Genomic DNA, 23196 nt, shown 5'->3' on the forward strand with positions numbered 1-23196 from the left:
AGTACAAAGGTAACAAGATGGAACAGAAAAAGCGGATCTGGGTGGCAGTCGGCGTCATCGAGAATGAACGGGGCGATATCTTCATCGCCAAGCGCTCTTCCGATCGCCATCAGGGGGATCGCTGGGAGTTTCCCGGGGGCAAGGTAGAGTCGGGGGAAGACCTGCTCACCGCGCTCGACAGGGAGCTGTGGGAGGAGATCGGCATCCGGGTGCAGGATTGCACACCTTTCATGGAGCTGCATCACGACTACCCGGACAAGCAGGTGCTGCTGGATATCTGGAAGGTGACCCGCTTCCATGGCGAACCCTTTGGCAAGGAAGGGCAGGAGTGCCGCTGGGTGCCGCTGGCAGAGCTGCACAACTACCAGTTCCCCGATGCCAATGGCCCCATAGTGGCGCGGCTGCAGGCCGTGCTGGCTTGAGCCGGTAGCAAGATAAAATGAAAAAGGGCCAAGCGGCCCTTTTTCATTTTGCAGAGGTGAGTGACCGCCACTGGCTTATAGCCACTGGTCGCCCTCTTCCGGCTCCGGCAGCAGATCCGGGTTGATCTCCCCTGGGATCCGCTTCTCTTCATCTGCCCATTCACCGAGATCGATCAGCTGGCAGCGCTTGCTGCAGAAGGGGCGAAACGGGCTCTGTGGGCCCCATTCCACTTCGTTCTGACAGGTCGGACATTTTACCTTGGTGACCATGGGAACTCCTTAGCAGCAGGCAAGCTGGAAGGGTACATCGCCAATCGGTTGTTCTGTTGTGGGCAGAAAACGCAGGGCGAAGCGGTTCTTGTGGCCACTCAGGGTCGGGTAGCAGGACTGGGAACCGGTCAGGCGGATGCGGATCAGCTCGGCCCCCTCGGCGGTATCCTGGAAGAAGCCATTGGTGGCTACCTGATCGCTGAAGTGGCCAGATTCACGCCACAGCCGCAGCAGCAGGGAGATGGCGTTCATCAGCAGATTGATATCGCTGAGCCATTGCTGCATCTGTTGATGGCGAGCAACGGCCGGCGTCACCAGCCAGTGGTGCAGTTGTGGCACGTCGAAGGCACACAGGCCACCGGGAATGGAGAAGCGCTGGCGGATGGAGCCGAGCAGACGATCCTCTTTCAGGCGGGCGCCAGGACGAGGGGAGCTGAGCAGGCTGCGGGAAAGCTGGGTGCTCTCCTGCTGCATCCGCTGGATCTGCTCGAGGTCAACGTCCGGCAGGCTGGCCCAATGGCTCAGCCGCTGGCCGAGCCGCTCCAGATCCTTGATCAGATCGGCACGCAGATCCCCGCGCTCCAGCAACTCCTGCAAATCGAACAACCCCTTGAAGAAGGCGATGTGTGCCCAGGACTGGTCACTCTCCAGATTGTCGCGGATCTGGGAAAACAGGGACTCCAGACGAAGATAGGTCCGGCTTTTTTCGTTGAGGGGAAAATCGTAAATCATGCCTAATCCTGGCCAGCCATAAACCGGCCTAGTGTACTCACAGTTGAGGGGCTTGTTGAGAGGCAAATGCCAGATATGTCTCGTGCAGCGCTAAAATTCGCGCCCGTATGGTCTCAGTCGTGCCACTCTGGTTGTCCAGCACGTCATCGGCCATCGCCAGGCGCTCGGTGCGGCTCGCCTGGGATGCCAGTATGGCCTGGGCCTGCGCTTGGCTGACCCCGTCCCGGCGACAGGTTCGCTCGATCTGGGTCGCTTCATCTACGTCGATGACCAGTACCCTATCGGCCAGTTCGGTAAGCCGGTTTTCCACCAGCAGGGGCACCACCAGCAGACAGTAGGGGGAACTGACTGCCGCGCACTGGCGCAGCATCTCGCTGCGAATGATCGGATGGAGAAGGGCATTGAGCCAGGACTTGGCCGCCGGATCGCTGAAGATCCGCTCGCGCAGGGCTCGCCTGTCCAGCAGTCCCTGCTCGGTCAAGATCTCTGGGCCGAAGTGGCTGGTGATGGCGGCCAGGGCCGGGGTGCCGGGTGCCACCACGTCGCGGGCAATCAGGTCGGCATCGACCACCTCTATCCCCAGGGCCGCAAACTGGTTGGCGACTGTCGTCTTGCCGCTGCCTATACCGCCGGTGATGGCTACCACATACATAGATTTGTGATCCCCTTGCTAGAGAACGATGTCCAGATACCAGCGGGTGATGTTATCCCCCCACAGCAGCGCTATCCAGCCCGCGATGGCGAGGTAGGGGCCAAAGGGGATGGGTTTGCCCTGATGATGGTTGCGCAGCAGTATGAGCCCTATACCGATGATGGCGCCGACCAGGGAGGAGAGCAGCAACACTATGGGCAGTGCCTGCCAGCCTAGCCAGGCACCAAGTGCAGCCAGCAGCTTGAAGTCGCCATGGCCCATCCCCTCCTTGCCGGTCAGCAGCTTGAACGCCCAGTAGAGGCTCCAGAGCACCAGATAGCCAGCCATGGCGCCGATCACCGCATCGGCCAGCGGCACAAAGCCGCCGGCCAGATTGAACAACAGACCGCCCCACAGCAGCGGCAGGGTGAGCTGGTCCGGCAGCAGCATCTTGTCCAGATCGATGAAGGTGAGGGCCACCAGTACCCAGGTCAGTGCGAGGGCTGCCAGGGCTCCCCAGCCGGGAGTGAGGGTCGCCGCAACGGTGACCGACAACAGGGCGGTCAGCAGCTCGACCAGGGGATAGCGGGCCGAAATTGGCGCCTTGCATTGTCGGCAGCGTCCCTTGAGCCAGAGCCAGCTCAGCAGGGGGATGTTCTCCAGCGCGCTTATGGGGTGATCGCAGTGGGGGCAGCGAGAGCGCGGTACCATCAGGTTGTAAGGTTCGGCGGGGGAAGTGGCAACCTCGCTGCCGAAGTAATCACGGTAGTCTGCATGCCACTCCCGCTCCAGCATGATGGGCAGACGATGGATCACCACGTTGAGGAAGCTGCCAACCATCAGGGAGAAGAGAAAAATCAGGGAGAGATAGAGCCAGGGCAGGCCCTGGGCCAGTTCGATCAGAGGCACCATAAATCAACCGCTTGTGTGGAGAATCAGGATGGCAGAGGACCAGAACAAGCCATGCCCGCTGGTCACTCTGCCGAAGGGGCTCAGTGTATCACAGAGCCCAGCTTGAAGATGGGGAGGTACATGGCGACGACCATGCCACCGACCAGCACCCCGAGCACCACCATGATGATGGGTTCGAGCAGGCTGGTGAGGCCATCGACCATGTCGTCCACCTCCTGCTCGAAGATGGCGGCAACTTTGGAGAGCATGTCATCGATGGCGCCTGACTCTTCACCAATCATCACCATCTGGATCACCATGTCTGGGAAGAGATCCACGGTACGCATGGCGACGTTGATCTGCATGCCGGCCACCACCTCGTTGCGAATGGCCAGGATGGCCGTGCGATAGACATAGTTGCCAGAGGCGCCGGCCGCTGACACCAGAGCATCCACCAGAGGTATCCCGGCGGAGAAGGTGGTGGAGAGGGTACGGGCGAAACGGGCCATAGCCGCCTTGTGCAATATGTTGCCCACGACCGGAATGGTGAGGATGAATCTGTCCGTGTTGTCCCGTACCTTCTGGGATTTTCGCCAGGCGCGCACATAGAGGAAGATGGCCAAGGCAGTGCCACCAAAGATGATATACCACCAAGCTTGCATGAAGCGGGAGATGCCGATGACGAATTGGGTGAAGACTGGCAGCTCTGCTCCGAAGCTCTTGAAGATCTCCTCGAACTGGGGAATGACGAACAGCAGCAGGATGGAGGTTACGATGATGGCGACCAGGATGACCATGGCGGGATAGAACATGGCCTTCTTGATCTTGGACTTCAGCGCCTCACTCTTCTCGCGGTATGTGGCAATCCGGTCGTAGATGGTTTCCAGCGCGCCGGACTGCTCCCCCGCGTCTACCAGGTCGCAGTAAAGCGCATCGAAGTGGCGGGGATGGCGGCGCAGCGCCTCTGACAGCGGGGTGCCGGTTTCCACATCGGTGGCGATCTGGCCGATGAGTTCGCGTACTGCTGCCTTCTCATGACCGCGGGCGATGATCTGCAAGCTTTGCACCAGCGGCACACCGGCCGAGAGCATGGTGGTGATCTGGCGGGAGATGACGGCGATGTCCATCGGCTTGATCCGGGCACCCCCCTTGGAAAACAGGCCCTGGCCCTGCTTGCTGACCTTGGTGACATTGACGCCCTGCTTGCGCAGCTCCGCCTTGACGGTGTTGATGCTGTCGGCCTGGAACTCACCGGAAACCTTTTGTCCCTTGCGATTGAATCCATGCCAGCGGAAGGAGAAGACCTTTTTAGGTGTGTTACGTTTTTGCGCTAATGTTGCCATCACTGCATCCTGCAATTGGGCGACGGTGGCCGGATGAGGCACTGCCCGTCCGGTTCATCTTGGCTTGAAGAACATCATCGGGGTGATTGTATCGGCCTCACCCGGCTTGATGACTGGAACATTATGTATTCAGTTGGTAGTGATCCTGTTGATCTCGGCCAGGCTGGTGACCCCCAGACGGGCCTTCTCCAGGCCGGAAATGCGCAGGGTACGCATACCCTCCTTCTGGGCGATGGCAGCGATCTGCAGCGAGTTTGCTCCCTGCATGATCAGCTTGGCGATGTTCTCCGACATCAGCATGATTTCATAGATGCCGACCCGTCCTCTGTATCCTCCCGAACACTCCTTGCAACCGACCGGTTTGAACAGCCGCAAACCGGCGGCCAGCTGCTGCTGGGTAAAACCGAACTCCAGCAATTCGGCTTCCGGCACTGCCTCGGGCACCTTGCAGTGATCGCACAGCTTGCGGGCGAGGCGCTGGGCCATGATCAGGGTCACCGAGGAGGCGATGTTGAAGGCGGGCACCCCCATGTTCATCATCCGGGTCAGGGTCTCGGCCGCCGAGTTGGTGTGCAGGGTTGACAGCACAAGGTGTCCGGTCTGAGCGGCCTTGATGGCAATCTCGGCGGTTTCCAGATCCCGGATCTCCCCCACCATGACGATGTCAGGATCCTGGCGCAGGAAGGAGCGCAGGGCACTGGCGAAGGTGAGCCCCGCCTTGGGATTGATCTGCACCTGGTTGACGCCGGGCAGGTTGATCTCCACCGGATCCTCGGCGGTGGAGATGTTGACCTCGCTGGTATTGAGGATGTTGAGACCGGTATAGAGTGACACCGTCTTGCCCGATCCCGTGGGGCCCGTGACCAGGATCATGCCCTGCGGTTTGGAGAGCGCATGCAGATATTGCGCCTTCTGGCGTTCGTCGAAGCCGAGTTGATCGAGGTTGAGGCGAGATACTGACGAGTCCAGCAGGCGAATGACGACCTTTTCTCCCCACATGGTGGGCAGGGTGTTGACCCGCATATCCATGGACCGGTTGCGGGAGATCTTCAGCTTGATCCGTCCATCCTGGGGCAGGCGCCGCTCAGCGATATCGAGCCGCGCCATTACCTTTAAGCGAGCCGCGAAACGGTTCGCCAGGTTCACCGGCGGGGTGGCGATTTCGTGCAGTATGCCGTCGATCCGGAAGCGGATCCGGTACTTGGTCTCGTAAGGTTCGAAATGCAGGTCGGATGCGCCACGCTTGATGGCGTCCATCATGATCTTGTGAATGTATTTAACGATGGGGGCATCGTCGTCGGCGGTATTGACGCTGTCGTCGAGCCGCGAGCTCTCATCAGAGACCTCGAGTTCCGAGATTTCGGCCTCGTCGATGTGATCCATGCCCAGAGTGTCCTGCTCGCTTTCCATCAGCTTGCCGATGGCGGCGGTCAGCTTGCCCTCTTCGACCAGCAAGGCTTCGGTATGCAGGCCGAAGCTGAAGCCAAAGTCTTCCAGAGCCGACACATTGGTCGGGTCTGACATGGCGATATAGAGGGTGTGGCCCTGGGTGTAGATGGGCAGGACGTGGTGCTTCTCAATCAATTTCTGATTGAGGTACTTCTGCGGGATCTCGGAGAGATCGAAGGCGGCAAGATCCAGCAGAGGTACCCCATACTCCAGCTCGCAAAAGTCCGCGAGGGCTTTGCTGTCGAGGATGTCGTTTTCGATCAGGAAGGTGACAAAGGGCTTGCGCTGCGCCCTTGCCTGGCTCAGATAGCGCTGTGAGTCCGGCTCACTGAGGAGGGAAGAAGCGGCCAGGCTGGTGGCCAGGCCGCTATTGAGGCTAGAGGTCATGCGTTAGCAGATGCCAGAAGTCAAACATAAGCTGCCACTGGCTGCGTTTGTCCAAACAACTTGGCCATTAGTAAACACGCCACCCAAAATGTAAGTATTTTCAGTAGTCTCGAAGGGGGGGGTTGTGCCTGTGGCTGTTATCTCAACGGCGCCACTGGCCGCACCTGCTGCAATGTCTACTGAGGAAACAAAGCTACCACTAGAACCACTAACGGCTTGCGGGATACCATTGCTGCCTGCGGTTGTACAGTTGGTCATATCACCATCTCTCTGAGCGCAAACTTCAACAGCTGTTTTAAATGCGCCAGTGGCAGAGACAACTTCTGAAAACTTCGCTTTCTTGGTATAGGTTTGATACGCCGGCAAGGCGATGGCGGCCAGGATGGCAACGATCGCAACCACTATCATCAATTCGATTAGCGTAAACCCTGACTGTTTTTTCATGTTGCTTTTCATGTCAAATATCCTTTTTTCCATGGTTCCTGAACAGTGCCGGTGGAATTCTATCCACACTCCAGCATCTTATCCGAGCGCTTCGGGTTGGCAACAGAGGCAGCACCCTTGTTAGCCACTTTTCTGTCATTTAGTGAAAATCATAGCAAAATCAAAGATTAAAAGGCTTCCAATGAGGCTGATCAAGATTGGGGAGGGCCCATCTTCACACTCCTTATGTCGTGGGATCCTGCATAAAGAAAAGGCGCCTATGGCGCCTTTTGCAAGTTTCGAGCCCCGCAATATTTTTGGGCCAGACGGACTCGTTCTACTCGCTCAGCTTTCGATAAAGCGCATCGAGAGGTCCAGCGCCCGTACGTGCTTGGTCAGGGCTCCCACCGAGATAAAGTCGACGCCGGTGGCCGCATAGTCGGCCAGCGTCTCCAATGTGACGTTGCCCGAGACCTCCAGCCTGGCGCGGCCCTGATTCAGGCGAACGGCCTCTTGCATCATGGGCACGTCGAAGTTGTCCAGCATCACGATGTCAGCCCGGGCGGTCAGTGCCTGCTCCAGCTCGGCCAGGGACTCCACCTCCACTTCCACCGGTTTGCCCGGGTTGAGGCGGCGCGCCTCGGCGATGGCTTCGGCAATGCCGCCACAGGCGAGGATATGGTTCTCTTTGATGAGATAGGCGTCGTAGAGGCCGATGCGGTGGTTTTTGCCGCCACCGCAGGTAACCGCATATTTCTGGGCGCTGCGAAGGCCGGGCAGGGTCTTGCGGGTATCGAGCAGTCGACACTCGGTCCCTTCCAGCTCGGCCACGTAACGGGCGGTCAGGGTGGCGACTCCGGAGAGGGTTTGCACGAAGTTCAGGGCATTGCGCTCGCCGGTCAGCAGCACCCGGGCCGGGCCATGGAGGCGGAACAGCTCCTGATTGGGGGAGAGGCGCTCGCCATCCTGCACCTTCCACTCCACCTTGACCTCGCCACCGAGCTGGGCAAACACCTCATCGACCCAGGGTTGACCGCAGAATACGCCGGCCTCGCGGGTGATGACCCGGGCCGTCGAGATGCGATCGACCGGGATCAACTGGGCGGTGATATCGGCGCTGGCATCCGGTTGATCCAGTGCGGTGAGGGCATCGCCCAAGTCTTCGAGTAGTGCGGCGCGCACGGCGCGGCTGATGTCCTGTTGTAACATGCCTTATTCCTGCAAGGGTCTGAGAAGCAACTGCCGCTCTTTTTGAACCAGCTCCAGCCGACCGAGGGCGTTCATGCCAACCAGCACTTCGTCACCGTCTGCCGCCGGGTTAATAAAGATGGCCAGATCGTACAAGGTCAATGGCCCCATCGCCAGCGTTTCGATAGTACCGTTGCCGACCCGGATCTGACCCGCAGCGGTATTGACCTGGCTGCTGCCATGGGCGATCAGACCAAGCCGATCGGCAACCTGTTGCGGGATAGTGACGCGGGTGGCCCCCGTGTCCAGCAGCAGTTGCACCGGCTGGTCGTTGATGGCACCCTCCAGACGATAATGACCGCTGGCATCGGCCTTGAGCAGCAGCTCGCCGCTGGCGGTCACGCTGGGTTTGGCGCTGGAGTAGAAGTAGAGGGTCAGCAGACCCAGCAGTGAGAGCCAGGCCAGCAGCCAGAGACGGCGTGCCATCGGGTGCATATGGGATCCAGTGCCTTGCAAGTGATGGCTCAGCCTAACACAGCTTTACCCATGGATTCAGAGGCTTGGTTCCGGTTTTTTGCGGTGGCAGGCACTGTCCATGGCGTCCCTCTCTCCATTGTGAGTCGAGTAGATGATGACTGAACCCACAACCATTTTTTCCATCGATCGCGCAGGGTGGTGTGAGCAGGCCCGCAAGGTGCCTTCTCCCCATCACAATGAGCGGAGCAGTCCGGACGACATCTCTCTGCTGGTGATACATGGCATCAGTCTGCCACCTGGCGAGTTTGGCGGTCCCTGGATCGACGATCTGTTTCTCGGTCGCCTCGATCCCGACGCTCATCCTTACTTTGCCGGCATTCATCAGTTGCGGGTATCTGCCCACTGCCTGATCCGCCGCGATGGTGAACTGGTGCAGTATGTGCCGTTCACTGCGCGAGCCTGGCATGCGGGGGTATCGAGCTGGGAGGGGCGGGAGGCGTGCAACGACTTCTCCATCGGCATCGAGCTGGAAGGAACCGACGAGCTGCCGTACAGCGATGTACAGTATGAGGTGCTGGCAGGCCTCAGTCGGGCCATTTCTGGTCAGTATCCCGAGGTGACGGCAGCACGCATCGTCGGCCATTGCGACATAGCGCCGGGTCGCAAGACGGATCCCGGTACCAGTTTCGAATGGCAGCGTTATCGCGGAATGCTCAACTTTGAGTAAAAATTCCAAACATTAGTTTGTGCATTTAGAATCAATGGCTTGCCTTTTTTGGCTGGCCATTTTTCATGCTGTTGGTCAAATGTTATCTGTGAACAAGCTCAATAATATTGGTCAGACCATTTTCTATGAGCTATATCATGATTCCGCTCTTTTACCCCTAAAGTGGCAAGCTTCCTTCTTGATGCAGATCATATTTTGGGTGGACTTTTTCCAAGCCCTCTGCTAATTTTCGCCCCAACCATAGAATTGGTAATACCAATTTAACAAAGTAGCCTCATGCCCTATATCAAGATAACTCAGCCCAAGCTGGCCGACGCCATCGTCGCCGAGCTGGAAAGCATGATTCTGGAAGGCAGCTTGCAGCCGGGGCAGAAGCTGCCCCCCGAGCGGGAACTCGCCATCCAGTTTCAGGTGTCGCGGCCTTCCCTGCGCGAAGCCATCCAGCGCCTGGAAGCGAGGGGACTCTTGTATCGCCGTCAGGGCGGCGGCACCTATGTGCAGAATGCCTTGAGCAAGGGGATCGCCGATCCCCTGTTCGAACTGCTCAGTACCCACCCGGAAGCCCAGTATGACCTGCTGGAGTTTCGTCACGCGCTGGAAGGTATCTGTGCCTACTATGCCGCGCTGCGGGGGACTGAGGCCGACTTCGAGCGGATCCGCCTGGCGCAGTCCGCCATCGAAGAGGCAGGTCAGCAGGGGTCGCTGGTGGTCGAGTCGACCGCCGTCACCCAGTTCTATCTGGCGGTGGCGGAGGCGTCCCACAACGTGGTGCTGCTGCACCTGCTGCGGGCCATGGGCCCCATGCTCGAACAGAACATTTTACGAAATAACGAGATTTTGAATCGCCGTCCGGGAGTGGTAGCCAAGATCCGTCGCCATCGTGCGAGCCTGATCGAGGCTATCCTGTCGGGGGCTCCGGAGCGGGCCAGGGCTGCTTGTCATGAGCACCTGGCCTTTATCGAGGACACCTTGTTGGATATGCAGAGGGAAGACAGCCGGATCCAGCGATCCATGCGTCGGATCCGTCAGCAGGAAAACTAATCCCACAAGGCTTTATTGTCGAATTCTTGCGCATCTTAACCGCCGTGCAATAACAATAGGAACCAGCCATGTCTGATATCCTGAAGAACGATGTGGACCCGATAGAAACGCTGGAGTGGCTTGCCTCTCTGGAATCCCTGCTGCGTGAAGAGGGTCCGCAACGCGCTCAGTTCATCCTTGAACAACTGGCCGAGAAAGCCCGCATCAGCGGTGTGGACGTGGCTGAAAAGGCGAATCGCGACTACATCAACACCATTCCTGCCAGCGACGAACCGGCTTACCCGGGCGACCTGGAGATGGAACGTCGCATCCGCGCCATCATCCGCTGGAATGCCATGATGATAGTGCTGCGCGCCTCCAAGAAAGACCTGGACCTCGGCGGTCACATGTCTTCCTTCGCCTCTTCCGCGACCATCTATGAAGTCTGCTACAACCACTTCTTCCGCGCTCGCAGCGAGAAGGACGGTGGCGATCTGGTCTACTTCCAGGGTCACATCTCCCCGGGCATCTACGCCCGTGCCTTCGCCGAAGGTCGTCTGACCGAAGAGCAGCTGGACAACTTCCGTCAGGAAGTGGATGGCAAGGGCATTCCTTCCTACCCGCACCCGAAACTGATGCCGGACTTCTGGCAGTTCCCGACTGTTTCCATGGGTCTGGGCCCCATCGCCGCCATCTATCAGGCTCGCTTCCTGAAGTACCTGACCGACCGTGGCATCAAGGATTGCTCCGAGCAGACCGTTTACGCCTTCCTGGGTGACGGCGAGATGGACGAGCCGGAAGCCAAGGGTGCCCTGACCGTTGCCGTGCGTGAAAAGCTCGACAACCTGGTCTTCGTGGTCAACTGCAACCTGCAGCGTCTGGACGGTCCTGTTGTCGGCAACGGCAAGGTCATCAACGAGCTGGAAGGTCTGTTCGCCGGCGCCGGCTGGGATGTCACCAAGGTCATCTGGGGTCGCAAGTGGGATGAGCTGCTGAAGAAAGACACTTCCGGCAAGCTGATCCAGCTGATGAACGAGACCGTGGATGGTGACTATCAGACCATGAAGTCCCGTGACGGCGGCTACGTGCGTGAGCACTTCTTCAACCGTTACCCGGAAACCGCAGCCCTGGTCAAAGACATGACCGACGAGGAGATCTTCGCCCTGAACCGCGGTGGTCACGATCCTCGCAAACTGTTCGCCGCCTTCTCCAAGGCTGCAGCGACCAAGGGCAAGCCGACCGTCATCCTGGCCAAGACCATCAAGGGTTATGGCATGGGCGAAGCGGCCGAAGGCAAGAACATCGCTCACCAGGTCAAGAAGATGGATCTGGGCTCGGTGCGTCACCTGCGCGATCGTTTCAGCCTGCCGGTCACCGACGAGCAGCTGGAAAACCTGCCGTACCTGAAGATCGAAGAGGGTACCGAAGAGCACAAGTACCTGCACGCCCGTCGTGCCGCGTTGAAGGGCTATGTACCGACCCGTCTGCGCGAGAGCACCACCAAGCTGGAAATCCCGGCGCTGGATGCCTTTGGCCCGCTGCTGGGTGAGCAGGCGCGCGAGATCTCCACCACCATGGCGTTCGTGCGTTCCCTGAACGTGCTGCTGAAAGACAAGTCCATCGGCAAGCGCATCGTGCCGATCCTGGCCGACGAAGCCCGTACCTTCGGTATGGAAGGTCTGTTCCGTCAGATCGGCATCTACAGCCCGCACGGTCAGCAGTACACCCCGCAAGACCGCGACATCGTCTCCTACTACAAGGAAGACAAGCAGGGTCAGGTTCTGCAAGACGGCATCAACGAGCTGGGCGCCATGTCCTCCTGGCTGGCTGCTGCGACCTCTTACAGCACCAACGACTGCCCGATGATCCCGTTCTACATCTACTACTCCATGTTCGGCTTCCAGCGGATCGGCGACATGGCGTGGGCAGCCGGTGACCAGCAAGCTCGTGGCTTCCTGCTGGGCGCGACCTCCGGTCGTACCACCCTCAACGGTGAAGGTCTGCAGCACGAAGATGGTCACAGCCACATCCTGGCTGGCACCATCCCGAACTGCATCTCCTATGACCCGTCCTACGCCTATGAAGTGGCGGTGATCGTACAGGACGGCCTGCGCCGCATGTACGGTGAGAAGCCGGAGAACGTCTTCTACTACATCACCACCCTCAACGAGAACTATGCCATGCCGGCCATGCCGGAAGGCGCCGAGGAAGGCATCCGCAAGGGTATCTACAAGCTGGAATCCGTGGCCGGCAACAAGGCCAAGGTACAGCTGCTGGGTTGTGGCTCCATCCTGGGTCACGTCAGTACCGCCGCCCAGATCCTGGCGAGCGAATACGGCGTGGGTTCCGACGTGTTCAGCGTCACCTCCTTCAACGAGCTGGCTCGTGATGGTCAGGACGCCGATCGCTGGAACATGCTGCACCCGACTGCGGCCGCCCGTGTGCCCTACATCACCTCCGTACTGGGTTCCGAAGCCACTATCGCCGCGACCGACTACATGAAGTCCTTCGCCGAGCAGGTGCGTGCCTTCGTGCCGACCGAGAACTACCGTGTACTGGGTACCGACGGTTATGGCCGTTCCGACAGCCGTGCCAACCTGCGTCGTCACTTCGAAGTGAACGAGTTCTACGTCGTCGTTGCTGCCCTGACCGAACTGGCCAAGCGCGGCGAGATCGACAAGCAGGTTGTGGCCGACGCCATCGCTAAATACGGCATCGATGCCGACAAGGTTAACCCGCTGTACGCGTAAGAGGATTGAGCGCCCTGTCCGGACTTGCGTGCCGGACAGGGCCTTGCCCAGGTTAATGCGACATAAGAGTAAGAGGACACACAGGGTCCGGACGGCAACAACGAGCCGGAACCTGCTCTTGCCAAGGTTAACGCGATAAACGTACGCGTAAGAGGATAAAGCACAATGTCCAAACAGATTATGGTGCCGGATATCGGTGCCGATGAAGTGGAAGTGACCGAGATCATGGTCGCCGTGGGTGACAAGGTCGAACTGGACCAGTCCCTGATCGCCGTGGAAGGTGACAAGGCCTCCATGGAAGTCCCGGCTCCGGCCGCAGGTATCGTCAAAGAGATCCTGATCAAGGTGGGTGACAAGGTTGCCACCGGTTCCCAGATCATGATCTTCGAAGCGGAAGGCGCTGCCGCCGCTCCGGCTCAGGCTGCCGCTCCGGTTGCCGCCGCACCGGCTGCCCCTGTTGCTGCCGCTGCCAAAGACGTGCACGTACCTGACATCGGTGACGACGAAGTCGAAGTGACCGAGATCATGGTTGCTGTGGGCGACATGGTTGAAGCCGACCAGTCCATCATCGCCGTGGAAGGTGACAAGGCCTCCATGGAAGTCCCGGCGCCGTTCGCGGGCCGCGTGGTCGAGATCAAGGTTGCCGCCGGCGCCAAGGTCTCTACCGGTTCCCTGGTGATGGTATTCGAAGTGGCTGGCGCCGCGCCTGCTGCCGTTGCCGCGCCGGCCCAAGCCGCCGTGCCCGTGGCCGCTGCCCCGGTTGCCGCTGCTGCCAAAGAGGTCAACGTACCTGATATCGGTGGCGATGAAGTGGAAGTCACCGAGATCATGGTGGCCGTGGGTGACAAGGTCGAAGCCGACCAGTCCCTGATCGCCGTGGAAGGTGACAAGGCCTCCATGGAAGTGCCTGCGCCGTTCGCCGGTGTGGTCAAAGAGATCAAGGTGAAGGCGGGTGACAAGGTCTCCACCGGTTCCCTGATCATGGTATTCGAAGTGGCTGGTGCTGCTCCGGCCGCTGCAGCTGCCCCGGTTGCTCAGGCTGCCGCCCCGGTCGCTGCTGCCCCTGTTGCCGCTGCTCCGGCTCCGGTTGCCCAGGCTGCTGCTGCCTCCGACTTCGTTGCCAACGATGCCTATGTTCACGCCTCCCCGGCCGTGCGCCGTCTGGCTCGTGAATTCGGCGTCAACCTGGCCAAGGTGAAGGCTTCCGGTCGCAAGGGTCGCATCGTCAAAGAAGACGTGCAGGCCTACGTGAAGGATGCGGTCAAGCGTGCCGAGTCTGCTCCGGCTGCGGGTCAAGGCACTGGCAACGGCATGAGCGTCGTGGCCTGGCCCAAGGTTGATTTCAGCAAGTTCGGCCCGGTCGAAGAGCTGGAACTGACCCGGATCCAGAAGATCTCCGGTCCTGCCCTGCACCGTAACTGGGCCATGATCCCCCATGTCACCCAGTTCGACGAAGCGGATACCACGGATCTGGAAGCGTTCCGCAAAGAGCAGAACATCTTGGCCGAGAAGCAGAAGCTGGACGTGAAGATCACCCCGCTGGTGTTCATCCTGAAGGCGGCCGCCAAGGCCCTGGAAGCGCACCCGCGCTTCTGCAGCGCCCTGTCCGAAGACGGCAGCAAGCTGATCATGAAGAAGTACATCCACATCGGTGTGGCGGTAGACACCCCGGGTGGCCTGGTTGTGCCGGTCGTTCGCGACGTCAACAAGAAGGGCATCCATGAGCTGTCCCGCGATCTGGCCGAGATCTCCAAGAAGGCCCGTGCCGGCAAGCTGACCGCTGCCGACATGCAGGGCGGTTGCTTCACCATCTCCAGCCTGGGTGGCATCGGCGGTACCAGCTTTACCCCGATCGTCAACGCGCCGGAAGTGGCCATCCTGGGCGTCTCCAAGTCCGAGATGAAGCCGAAGTGGAACGGCAAGGAGTTTGTGCCTCGCCTGATGCTGCCGCTGGCCCTGAGCTATGACCACCGCGTCATCGACGGCGCCGACGGAGCTCGCTTCATCACCACCCTGAGTGGCGTGCTGTCCGACATTCGTCGACTGGTTCTGTAAATGTAAATGAGAGGGCGAGCACAGAGCTCGCCCTTTTCACTTCTCATTTCATTAACAAAATTATAAACTTGCCCCGTTTTTTTCACGGCTGCAGCCGCCTTCTTTGGCATAAGACTGTGCTGTCCGGGGATATAGAACGACAAAGAGGTCATGATGAGTAAAGAGATCAAAACCCAGGTCGTAGTACTGGGTGCTGGCCCTGCCGGTTATTCCGCTGCTTTCCGCGCTGCCGATTTGGGTCTGGATACCGTTATCGTCGAGCGTTACTCCACCCTGGGTGGCGTCTGCCTGAACGTGGGCTGCATCCCCTCCAAGGCGCTGCTGCACGTTGCCAAAGTGATCGAAGAAGCCAAGGCGCTGGCCGAGCACGGCATCGTCTTCGGTGCCCCGCAGACCGACATCGACAAGGTGCGTCTGTGGAAAGAGAAGGTCATCAACCAGCTGACCGGCGGTCTGGCCGGCATGGCCAAGATGCGTAAAGTCCAGGTTGTGAACGGCTTCGGCAAGTTCACCGGCCCGAACACCCTCGAAGTGGAAGGTGCCGACGGCAAGACCACTGTCACCTTCGACAACGCCATCATCGCGGCCGGTTCCCGTCCGGTGAAGCTGCCCTTCATCCCCCACGATGACCCCCGCGTCTGGGATTCAACCGATGCGCTGGAACTGACCACAGTACCGGGCAAGCTGCTGGTTATCGGTGGCGGCATCATCGGTCTGGAGATGGGTACCGTTTACTCCTCCCTGGGCTCCGAGATCGACGTGGTGGAATTTGCCGATCAGCTGGTACCGGCTGCCGACAAAGACATCGTCAAGATCTACACCAAGCGCGTTGCCAAGAAATTCAACATCATGCTGGAGACCAAGGTCACCGCAGTTGAAGCCCGTGAGGACGGCCTGTACGTCTCCTACGAAGGCAAGCACGCCCCGGCCGAGCCGGTTCGCTACGACAACGTGCTGGTCGCGGTCGGTCGTGTGCCGAACGGCAAGCTGATGGACGCCGAGAAAGCCGGTGTTGCCGTCAACGAGCGCGGTTTCATCGAAGTGGACAAGCAATTGCGTACCAACGTTCCGCACATCCACGCCATCGGTGACATCGTCGGTCAGCCGATGCTGGCTCACAAGGGTGTGCACGAAGGCCACGTGGCGGCCGAAGTCATCGCCGGCAAGAAGCACTACTTCGACCCGAAAGTGATCCCGTCCATCGCCTACACAGAGCCAGAGATGGCCTGGGTCGGTCTGACCGAGAAGGAAGCCAAGCAACAGGGCCTGAACTTCGAAGTTGCTACCTTCCCCTGGGCTGCTTCCGGCCGTGCAATAGCCTCCGATTGCGCCGACGGCATGACCAAGCTGATCTTCGACAAGGACAGCAATCGCGTCATCGGTGGTGCCATCGTCGGCACCAACGGTGGTGAGCTGCTGGGCGAGATCGGTCTGGCCATCGAGATGGGTGCCGACGCCGAAGATCTGGCGCTGACCATCCACGCTCACCCGACTCTGCATGAGTCCGTGGGTCTGGCTGCCGAAGTGTTCGAAGGCTCCATCACCGACCTGCCGAACGCCAAGGCCAAGAAGAAGAAGTAAGTCTCTTCTCCCCGCCAAGATGAAAAAGCCGCTCTCAGGAGCGGCTTTTTTGTTGCCCGACGATGGATGAGATTTGCTCGAGGCCATTTGCTATGCTGAGGCTTCTGTCATCAACCGCCGGCTCTTCCCATGCAAGCACCTGCCATACCCGAACACGAACGACAGCGACTCGATGGCCTGCGCCGTCTCGCCATTCTGGATAGCACGGCGGAGGAGCGTTTCGATCGTATTACCCGGATGGCGCGCAACATGTTCGAGGTGCCCATCTCGCTCATCTCCCTGGTGGATGAGGAGCGGCAGTGGTTCAAATCCCGCTGCGGTCTGGATGCGCAGGAGACTCCACGCGACGTCTCCTTCTGTGGCCATGCTATCCTCGGCGAAGAGATCTTCGTGGTGGAGGATGCGACCCGGGATCCACGCTTCGCCGACAATCCCCTGGTGCTGGGGGACCCCCACATCCGTTTCTATGCCGGAACGCCTTTGCATATCGCCGGTGGCTACAAGGTGGGTACCCTCTGCCTTATCGATCGCAGGCCGCGCCAGCTGGATGAGCGTCAGCGGGCCTTGTTGATGGATCTGGCGGGCATGGTGGAGCATGAGCTGGCCGCCATTCAACTGGCTATCCTGGACGAGCTGACCGGTATCACCAACCGTCGTGGCTTCATCATGCTGGGGCAGAAGTGCCTGCAACTCTCCCATCGGCAGGGACGGGAGGCGAGTCTGCTGTTCCTCGACCTCGACCGTTTCAAGGAGATTAACGACACCCTGGGGCACGAGGTGGGGGATGATGCCCTGCGCCAGGTGGCATTGCTGCTCTCCCGGGTGTTTCGCAATGCGGATATCTTCGCCCGGCTTGGCGGGGACGAGTTCGTGGTGCTGCTGCCGGGCATAGGATCGGAGCTGGTGTCCCGGGTGCTGGCCCGTTTCGAGAAGGCGCTGGCGACCTTCAACCGGGAGCAGGGCAAGCCCTACCAACTGTTTTGCTCCACCGGCATCGCCCACTATGATCCGCTGCTGCCGCCCGATCTGGAACTGCTGTTGCAACAGGCGGACAAGCAGATGTACGACCGCAAAAAAAAGTACTAGCAGCGCCCTTTTTTCGCCTGTCCTGGCGGGCAGAAGGTGCGATAGCCGCCCTGGCGATGGTGGTGATCGTCATAGCGGTAGTAATAGCGACCAGGATAGCGGTCATCGTAATAGCGGCGGTAATAGCCATCGTGGTGATAGTGATCATCGTAATAGCGATAGTAATGGCCCCCATGATAGCGGTAGTAACCGTCAGTGACCCGGATATGGGCATCGTCCACGCTGAAATCTGCGCCGTGTACCCGTACCGGGCCACTGGTGCAGGCGGTGAGCAAGGCGCCAAGCAGTACCATCAGAATCCGCTTGTCCATAACAACCTCCTAGGGTTTCCCCTGATTATGCTGCCGTTCCCCCTGGACATCGGGGGAAGTTGGTGGCGTTGCGTCATGACTTGCCGCTGACATAACCGGGAACATGCGGTGTTCCCTCAAGTATGGGGTAGAACGCGTGCTGCGAGGACCGTGCTCTGCAGCGATGTGCCCTTGCTGGCGCTGTCGTTTCATTGCCGCGCCACACGTTGGCGTCACCGCATGATGGAATGGCTTATATGCCGGGCCTGAGCGGGCCTGGCATCAAAGGCGCAGTCCATGGCGGTGCTCAAGGCACAGGAGGAGAGGCGTATTCTGGCTGAGGTGGTGGTCGATGCCAGCATGGGATCCTGTGTGACCCAAGGCTATCCCTCGCAGTAGACCCGGTTGCGGCGGGCAGATAGCGACCATAAAAAAAGGCGCTAGCAGCGCCCTTTCTTGGCCTGTCCCGGGGGACAGAAACGACCCCGCTGGCCGCCATGATAGTCATCATCGTAATAGCCATCATGATGGCCATCGTAGACCCGGATCCGGGTGTCATCCACACTGACATCGGCGCCGTGCACTCGCACCGGACCGCTGCTGCAGGCCGACAACAGCACCCCCAGTACCATTACCATCATCAGTTTGCCCATTTCCGTTCTCCTTGGTTCTCCTCTGATTATGCGGCATTTCGGCCGAGATCCTGAGTCGAGTTGGCGCCGCTGCGTCATGGCTTGCCGTTGTCGAAGAACAGGGAGCGCGGATGCGCTCCCTGAGTGAGGGGGAGGGCTAAAAGGCTCAGAGCCGGAAGTTGCCGACCAGCTTGTCGAGCTCGCCGGAGAGCTGCTGCAGACTGCGGCTGGACTCGGTCAGCTGGTGGGCGATGTCGGCGGTCTCCATGGTGAGCTGGTTGATGTCCTCTACGTTGCGGTTGATCTCGCCCACCACGCTGGACTGCTCCTCGGTGGCGGTGGCGACCTGGATATTCATGTCGCTGATCTGGGTGATGTGGGCGGTGATCTGGCCGAGCGCCCCGTCGGCCGCATCGGCCTGGGTGACCACTTCCAGGCTCTGGTTGCGGCCCTGGGCCATGGCGCTGACGGCGCGGGCGCTCTGCTCCTGGAGCCGGTTGATCATGCCCTGGATCTCGGCGGTGGAGGCGGCGGAGCGGCTGGCGAGGTTGCGCACCTCGTCGGCCACCACGGCGAAGCCGCGGCCCTGCTCACCGGCGCGGGCGGCCTCGATGGCGGCGTTGAGGGCCAACAGGTTGGTCTGCTCGGAGATACTGCGGATGGTGTCGAGTATGCTGCCGATGGAGTCGGTCTGGCTGGCCAGGGACTCGATGACCCCGGCGACCTGCTCGATCTCGCCGGAGAGGCCGACGATGCCGTGGCGGGCCTGGGCCACTACCTGGGCCCCCGCATCGGCCTGATCGTTGGCCTGCCTGGCGACGTCGGCGGCCAGGGACGCATTGCCGGCGATCTCGCTGACGGTGGCGCCCATCTCGTGGATGGCGGTGGCGACCTGGACGGTGCGATCCCGCTGGGCGGTGCAGTTGTGCTGGGTCAGCTGGGCCTTGGCGGCCACCTCGTTGGCGGTGGCGGCGAGCTGGCGGGAGTTGCTTGCCACCTGCTCGATGGAACCGTGGATCTTGGCGACGAAGTTATTGAAGCCGGTGGCGACCTGGCTCAGTTCGTCCCGTCCTTCCACCTTGAGGCGTTGGGTCAGATCCCCGTCACCACTGCCCAGTTCCCGGAACAGGCGGGCCAGTTCGTTGAGGGGGCGACTGACGGAGCCGGCCAGCAGTACGCCGAGCAGCCCCATGCCGACGGCGATGAGCAGGCTCACCAGCACTATGTGCAGCCGCGCCTTGTCCAGTTCGGCATAGATCTCGGCCTCCGGCACCTGGGCCACCAGATACCAGTCGAGCAGGGGAATATAGCTGGTGGCGAGCACCACCGGCTGGCCATCGATCTCGGCGTGGGTGGCTGCGAACGCTTGCTTGGTCATCAGCGCGCCTGCGCCCGGGCCAGCCAGTTGACTCAGGCTGTCTCTGTCGATGCGGGCGGCGTCCGGGTGCAGCTTCACCTTGCCGCTGCCATCGGTCATGAAGACGAAGCCGCTGTCGCCGATGCGAAAGTTGGCGAGCATGCTGACCATGCTGTCGAGAGACTTGGCGAGGCCGGCCAGGCCGCGTCCGTCGAGCTGCTGGAAGTTGACGAACAGCTTCACCTCGCCATTGCTCTCGCGAAAGATGCTGAGCATCAGGTCCTGGCCGCTCTTGGTGTAGTCGTAGAACCAGTTGTCCTGTTCATGGTTCAGGATGCGCAGGAAGCCGTCCTGGTTGTAGTAGGCGGCACTCTGGCGATCGGCGAAGGAAGCGGTGACAAGGCCATACTGGCTGGTCATGTCCTTGAGCTGATCGATGAGGATGGATTCCTGTTCCTTGGGCATGCCGCGGGCCACCCAGTCCAGCACGAAGCGGTCATTGGCCAGTTGCCTGGCGGCGCTTGCGACCGAGGTGAGGTCTTTCTCGATCTCCTTGCCGATGCGCTGGGTGAGGTTGGGCAGCTCCTGTTCGAACATGCGGGTCTCGATCAGCTGTTGGGCCGAGCGCTGGCTGAAATAGCCCACCAGCAGACAGGAGAGAGCCACGGCGAGGATGACGGTGGCCAGAATTTTCTGTTTGAGTGTCAGGCTTGCGAACATAAGGGTGACTCGGGAGTGTGGGCCTAAGGTTGAGTACATATTAACGGCTGACCGAGCGGGCTCTTGAGGTGGTGGTGGCGTTTATTGCCGATTAACGTTTGCGCTCACATCAGGCCGGGACTGGATTGACACTATTCATCCCTGGCTCTGCAGTGCAACCACGGGACGATGACATCTCGCCAGCGCGGCCGGTTGCAGTTAAAGTTCTTCAACTCATAGTTGGCGGCACTCACGTCGGCGGACAGCTCACTCGACTCGCACGGATCAATGGACACTCATATGCGCATCTTTCATTGGGGATGGACCCAACTGCTAATGCTTCTGATGGCGACCCTGCCATGGACGGGGGCGGCCCAGGCCAGCGATGCCGCTCAGGTGCAAGGCGGTGGCACCAAGGCGGATCGGCCCAGGATTGCCCTGGTGCTGAGCGGCGGCGGCGCCAAGGGGGCGGCCCACATCGGGGTGCTCAAGGTGCTGGAAGAGAAACGCATCCCGGTCGACATCGTCGTCGGCACCAGCATGGGTTCCTACGTAGCGGGCATGTACGCCATGGGGCTCAGTGCGGAGGAGGTGGAGCGCATGACCCTCGCCATCGACTGGAACAAGGGGTATCAGGACAAGGTCGGTCGTGACGAGCTCTCCCTGCGCAAGAAGCAGCAGAGCGAGAAGTACCAGCTGCGCACCGACATCGGGGTCAACGGTGACCAGACTCAGCTGCCGGACGGCTTCTTCCAGGGCCAGTCCATGGCCAGCCTGCTGCGCCATGCTACCTCCAACCTGCCGGCGCAGAAGAGCTTCGACGATCTGCCCATTCCCTACCGCGCCATGGCCACCGACATGGAGACGGTGACCCCCTTCGTGCTCGACCATGGCAGCCTGGCCAAGGCGATGCAGGCCTCCATGTCCATCCCCGGCGCCCTCAAGCCCGTGGAGTGGGAGGGGCACATCCTGGCCGACGGCGGCACCGTCAACAACATGCCGGTGGACGTGGCCAAGGCCATGGGGGCCGATGTGGTGATCGCGGTGGACATCGGCGCCAAGCTGCGCACAAGGGAGTCGCTCAAATCCGGGCTGGCCATGATCGACCAGCTCACCACCTACATGACCCAGGTCGGCACCGAGAAGCAGAAGGCGCTGCTGGGGCCCAAGGATGTGCTGCTCAGCCCTGAGTTCGGAGACATGGGGATCGCCGATTTTGCCCGGATGCCGGAGGGGATCAAGCAGGGGGAGGCGGTGGCCAATCGCGCCGCTGCCCAGCTCGATGCCCTGTCACTCTCCCCCGACGCTTACGCGGATTACCGCAACAAGAAGCTGAGTCGCCGCGCCGAGCGTAGCGGTCAACCGGCCTACTACATCGACAAGGTGGAGATCCTCAACAAGTCGCGCCTCTCCGACGAGACGGTGCGGGCCATGCTCAAGGTGCGCCCGGACAAGGTGCAGACCTATGAGAGCCTGGAGGCCGGCATTCGCCGCCTCTATGCCCTGGAGTCGTTCGACCGCATCACCTACGAGGTGGTGGAGCGGGACGGCGAGAACGTGCTGGTGGTGGATGCCAGCGAGAAGAACTGGGGACCTGGCTATCTCAACTTCCAGCTCGGCTTCTCCGATGACTTCGAGAGCAGCTCCAACTACAACGTCGGTATGTCCTATACCCTGACCAACGTCAACGACTGGGGCGCCGAGTGGCTGACCGAGGCGTCGCTCGGCACGGCCAAGCACCTCAAGACCGACTTCTATACACCACTCGAGCCCTCCCAGACCTTCTATGGCGAGGCGAGCCTGGCCTATGACAAGACCGAGCGCCGGGTCTTCTTCCCGGAGGAAGATGTGCAGCTGTCCGGAGTCCGTTACCTGGACTCGGAGTACAGCTTCACCAGCGTGGATCTCGCCGTCGGTTGGAATCGGCAGCCCTGGAGCAGGGTGTCCCTGGGGCTGGAAGGCCAGGTGGGCAGCGTCGATGTCCAGAACCTGTCCGACGCGAGTGCGGATGCCACCGCCTGGGGGCCCTATATTCGCTTCGAGCACGACACCCTCGACAGCCGCTACTTCCCCTACGAGGGAATCTACTGGGACATCAAGGGGGGCTACTCCCACATCAAGATTGAGCCGACCGGCGAACCGACGGAGAACACCGAGGGGCTCAATTACCACCTGGCGATGATCAAGCCCTGGTCATGGGGACGGCACAGCCTCAACCTGATGCTGGAAGGGGGCGGCTCCTCCTCGGAGGAAGAGGTGCCGCTGTTCGTACAGGATCTCGGCGGCCTGTTCCGGCTATCCGGCTTCCAGCACTACCAGCTGAGCGGCCGCTACAGTCTGTTCAGCGGTCTGCGCTACATCTACCGGGTGGCGGACAACGACTTCGGGGCCATCAAGGCACCCCTGTTCCTCGGGGGATCTCTCGAGCAGGGCGGAGTCTGGGACAAGGGAGCCGACATCAGTCTGGAGTCCTCCTACACCGCCGGCTCCGTCTATGTGGGGGTGGAGAGCTTCCTCGGCCCCATCTTCCTCGGCTATGGCATGGCGGAGGGGGGGCACGACATGTTCTATCTGCAATTGGGCACTACGTTCCAATAAGGGTGAAATGCTGACTTTTTGTTAACTTGTCTGTGTTGTGTGTCTTGTCAGTTTAAAAAAATCTAGCTGGCTTATATGGTTATGCTGGTTTGATGAATAACTGCACAGGGTTTGGATTTTAATTAGTCGTTAAAACTTATATAGTGGGGGGCACCCTACGGGTGTCCCGCAAGGACGATCGCCGCGAG

General features: G+C 60.3%; 20 protein-coding genes. 8 read left to right on the forward strand and 12 right to left on the reverse strand.

Annotated elements, in window-relative coordinates:
• Nucleotides 1-17 precede the first annotated feature (17 nt).
• Complete coding sequence (mutT, locus tag KW824_RS13240; RefSeq protein WP_005332118.1) at nucleotides 18-422, forward strand: 8-oxo-dGTP diphosphatase MutT; 405 nt, start codon at nucleotides 18-20, stop codon at nucleotides 420-422.
• A gap of 75 nt (nucleotides 423-497) precedes the next feature.
• Here mutT and yacG read toward each other — a convergent pair whose 3' ends face one another.
• From yacG to KW824_RS13285, 9 genes are all read right to left on the reverse strand, one after another.
• On the reverse strand, nucleotides 498-692 hold the full coding sequence (gene yacG / locus KW824_RS13245; protein ID WP_042649030.1) for a DNA gyrase inhibitor YacG: 195 nt from the start codon (nucleotides 690-692) through the stop codon (nucleotides 498-500).
• Between the two features lie 9 nt (nucleotides 693-701).
• Nucleotides 702-1424: a cell division protein ZapD gene (gene zapD, locus KW824_RS13250; RefSeq protein WP_218410021.1), complete on the reverse strand. Its 723-nt coding sequence runs from the start codon at nucleotides 1422-1424 to the stop codon at nucleotides 702-704.
• A gap of 37 nt (nucleotides 1425-1461) precedes the next feature.
• Nucleotides 1462-2076 (reverse strand): dephospho-CoA kinase, encoded by a 615-nt coding sequence (gene coaE / locus KW824_RS13255; RefSeq protein WP_218410022.1) that lies wholly within the window; start codon nucleotides 2074-2076, stop codon nucleotides 1462-1464.
• Between the two features lie 18 nt (nucleotides 2077-2094).
• Complete coding sequence (locus tag KW824_RS13260; protein WP_043133313.1) at nucleotides 2095-2967, reverse strand: A24 family peptidase; 873 nt, start codon at nucleotides 2965-2967, stop codon at nucleotides 2095-2097.
• Between the two features lie 80 nt (nucleotides 2968-3047).
• Complete coding sequence (locus tag KW824_RS13265; protein WP_042649026.1) at nucleotides 3048-4289, reverse strand: type II secretion system F family protein; 1242 nt, start codon at nucleotides 4287-4289, stop codon at nucleotides 3048-3050.
• A 129-nt stretch (nucleotides 4290-4418) separates the two neighbouring features.
• Nucleotides 4419-6125, reverse strand: a complete 1707-nt coding sequence (gene tapB, locus KW824_RS13270) for a PilB family type IVa pilus assembly ATPase TapB (protein WP_218410023.1) — start codon at nucleotides 6123-6125, stop codon at nucleotides 4419-4421.
• Between the two features lie 3 nt (nucleotides 6126-6128).
• Nucleotides 6129-6581 (reverse strand): prepilin-type N-terminal cleavage/methylation domain-containing protein, encoded by a 453-nt coding sequence (locus KW824_RS13275; RefSeq protein WP_371316620.1) that lies wholly within the window; start codon nucleotides 6579-6581, stop codon nucleotides 6129-6131.
• 312 nt (nucleotides 6582-6893) lie between these two features.
• Nucleotides 6894-7757 carry a carboxylating nicotinate-nucleotide diphosphorylase gene (gene nadC, locus KW824_RS13280; protein ID WP_218410024.1) on the reverse strand — a complete coding sequence of 288 codons (864 nt, stop codon included), beginning with the start codon at nucleotides 7755-7757 and terminating at the stop codon, nucleotides 6894-6896.
• A 3-nt stretch (nucleotides 7758-7760) separates the two neighbouring features.
• Nucleotides 7761-8222: a TIGR02281 family clan AA aspartic protease gene (locus tag KW824_RS13285; protein ID WP_371316622.1), complete on the reverse strand. Its 462-nt coding sequence runs from the start codon at nucleotides 8220-8222 to the stop codon at nucleotides 7761-7763.
• Between the two features lie 145 nt (nucleotides 8223-8367).
• Here KW824_RS13285 and ampD point away from each other — a divergent pair, with 145 nt between their 5' ends.
• The 6 genes from ampD (at nucleotide 8368) to KW824_RS13315 (ending at nucleotide 17432) form a co-directional block, all read left to right on the forward strand.
• A complete protein-coding gene (gene ampD / locus KW824_RS13290) occupies nucleotides 8368-8940 on the forward strand; it encodes a 1,6-anhydro-N-acetylmuramyl-L-alanine amidase AmpD (RefSeq protein ID WP_218410025.1) in 573 nt (190 codons plus the stop codon).
• A gap of 276 nt (nucleotides 8941-9216) precedes the next feature.
• Nucleotides 9217-9981, forward strand: coding sequence for a pyruvate dehydrogenase complex transcriptional repressor PdhR (gene pdhR, locus KW824_RS13295; RefSeq protein ID WP_005329211.1), 765 nt, complete (start codon nucleotides 9217-9219; stop codon nucleotides 9979-9981).
• 68 nt (nucleotides 9982-10049) lie between these two features.
• Nucleotides 10050-12710, forward strand: coding sequence for a pyruvate dehydrogenase (acetyl-transferring), homodimeric type (aceE, locus tag KW824_RS13300; protein WP_218410026.1), 2661 nt, complete (start codon nucleotides 10050-10052; stop codon nucleotides 12708-12710).
• A 165-nt stretch (nucleotides 12711-12875) separates the two neighbouring features.
• Nucleotides 12876-14765: a pyruvate dehydrogenase complex dihydrolipoyllysine-residue acetyltransferase gene (gene aceF, locus KW824_RS13305; protein WP_218410027.1), complete on the forward strand. Its 1890-nt coding sequence runs from the start codon at nucleotides 12876-12878 to the stop codon at nucleotides 14763-14765.
• 153 nt (nucleotides 14766-14918) lie between these two features.
• Nucleotides 14919-16346 carry a dihydrolipoyl dehydrogenase gene (gene lpdA, locus KW824_RS13310; RefSeq protein ID WP_025328438.1) on the forward strand — a complete coding sequence of 476 codons (1428 nt, stop codon included), beginning with the start codon at nucleotides 14919-14921 and terminating at the stop codon, nucleotides 16344-16346.
• Between the two features lie 129 nt (nucleotides 16347-16475).
• Nucleotides 16476-17432, forward strand: a complete 957-nt coding sequence (locus tag KW824_RS13315; protein ID WP_218410028.1) for a diguanylate cyclase — start codon at nucleotides 16476-16478, stop codon at nucleotides 17430-17432.
• On the opposite strand, the gene KW824_RS13320 is transcribed toward KW824_RS13315, so the two are convergent.
• The 3 genes from KW824_RS13320 to KW824_RS13330 all read right to left on the reverse strand — a co-directional run bounded on the left by KW824_RS13320 (nucleotide 17429) and on the right by KW824_RS13330 (nucleotide 20431).
• A complete protein-coding gene (locus KW824_RS13320) occupies nucleotides 17429-17743 on the reverse strand; it encodes a hypothetical protein (protein WP_218410029.1) in 315 nt (104 codons plus the stop codon). The genes KW824_RS13315 and KW824_RS13320 overlap by 4 nt on opposite strands.
• Nucleotides 17744-18162: 419 nt before the next feature.
• On the reverse strand, nucleotides 18163-18375 hold the full coding sequence (locus tag KW824_RS13325) for a hypothetical protein (RefSeq protein ID WP_043128611.1): 213 nt from the start codon (nucleotides 18373-18375) through the stop codon (nucleotides 18163-18165).
• 145 nt (nucleotides 18376-18520) lie between these two features.
• The gene (locus KW824_RS13330) at nucleotides 18521-20431 is read right to left on the reverse strand and encodes a methyl-accepting chemotaxis protein (RefSeq protein WP_043128609.1); all 1911 of its coding nucleotides are present in this window, start codon (nucleotides 20429-20431) and stop codon (nucleotides 18521-18523) included.
• 279 nt (nucleotides 20432-20710) lie between these two features.
• On the opposite strand from KW824_RS13330, the gene KW824_RS13335 reads away from it, so the two are divergent.
• A complete protein-coding gene (locus tag KW824_RS13335; protein WP_042648143.1) occupies nucleotides 20711-23008 on the forward strand; it encodes a patatin-like phospholipase family protein in 2298 nt (765 codons plus the stop codon).
• Nucleotides 23009-23196 lie beyond the last annotated feature (188 nt).

It is taken from the genome of Aeromonas sp. sif0611, assembly GCF_019218845.1.
Taxonomy (GTDB): Bacteria; Pseudomonadota; Gammaproteobacteria; order Enterobacterales; family Aeromonadaceae; genus Aeromonas; species Aeromonas media.

Bases quoted from the DNA above. Each gene is read 5' to 3' on its own strand.
- mutT (WP_005332118.1), top strand. From the start codon at position 18: ATGGAACAGAAAAAGCGGATCTGGGTGGCAGTCGGCGTCATCGAGAAT.
- yacG (WP_042649030.1), bottom strand. From the start codon at position 692: ATGGTCACCAAGGTAAAATGTCCGACCTGTCAGAACGAAGTGGAATGG.
- zapD (WP_218410021.1), bottom strand. From the start codon at position 1,424: ATGATTTACGATTTTCCCCTCAACGAAAAAAGCCGGACCTATCTTCGT.
- coaE (WP_218410022.1), bottom strand. From the start codon at position 2,076: ATGTATGTGGTAGCCATCACCGGCGGTATAGGCAGCGGCAAGACGACA.
- KW824_RS13260 (WP_043133313.1), bottom strand. From the start codon at position 2,967: ATGGTGCCTCTGATCGAACTGGCCCAGGGCCTGCCCTGGCTCTATCTC.
- KW824_RS13265 (WP_042649026.1), bottom strand. From the start codon at position 4,289: ATGGCAACATTAGCGCAAAAACGTAACACACCTAAAAAGGTCTTCTCC.
- tapB (WP_218410023.1), bottom strand. From the start codon at position 6,125: ATGACCTCTAGCCTCAATAGCGGCCTGGCCACCAGCCTGGCCGCTTCT.
- KW824_RS13275 (WP_371316620.1), bottom strand. From the start codon at position 6,581: ATGAAAAGCAACATGAAAAAACAGTCAGGGTTTACGCTAATCGAATTG.
- nadC (WP_218410024.1), bottom strand. From the start codon at position 7,757: ATGTTACAACAGGACATCAGCCGCGCCGTGCGCGCCGCACTACTCGAA.
- KW824_RS13285 (WP_371316622.1), bottom strand. From the start codon at position 8,222: ATGGCACGCCGTCTCTGGCTGCTGGCCTGGCTCTCACTGCTGGGTCTG.
- ampD (WP_218410025.1), top strand. From the start codon at position 8,368: ATGACTGAACCCACAACCATTTTTTCCATCGATCGCGCAGGGTGGTGT.
- pdhR (WP_005329211.1), top strand. From the start codon at position 9,217: ATGCCCTATATCAAGATAACTCAGCCCAAGCTGGCCGACGCCATCGTC.
- aceE (WP_218410026.1), top strand. From the start codon at position 10,050: ATGTCTGATATCCTGAAGAACGATGTGGACCCGATAGAAACGCTGGAG.
- aceF (WP_218410027.1), top strand. From the start codon at position 12,876: ATGTCCAAACAGATTATGGTGCCGGATATCGGTGCCGATGAAGTGGAA.
- lpdA (WP_025328438.1), top strand. From the start codon at position 14,919: ATGAGTAAAGAGATCAAAACCCAGGTCGTAGTACTGGGTGCTGGCCCT.
- KW824_RS13315 (WP_218410028.1), top strand. From the start codon at position 16,476: ATGCAAGCACCTGCCATACCCGAACACGAACGACAGCGACTCGATGGC.
- KW824_RS13320 (WP_218410029.1), bottom strand. From the start codon at position 17,743: ATGGACAAGCGGATTCTGATGGTACTGCTTGGCGCCTTGCTCACCGCC.
- KW824_RS13325 (WP_043128611.1), bottom strand. From the start codon at position 18,375: ATGGGCAAACTGATGATGGTAATGGTACTGGGGGTGCTGTTGTCGGCC.
- KW824_RS13330 (WP_043128609.1), bottom strand. From the start codon at position 20,431: ATGTTCGCAAGCCTGACACTCAAACAGAAAATTCTGGCCACCGTCATC.
- KW824_RS13335 (WP_042648143.1), top strand. From the start codon at position 20,711: ATGCGCATCTTTCATTGGGGATGGACCCAACTGCTAATGCTTCTGATG.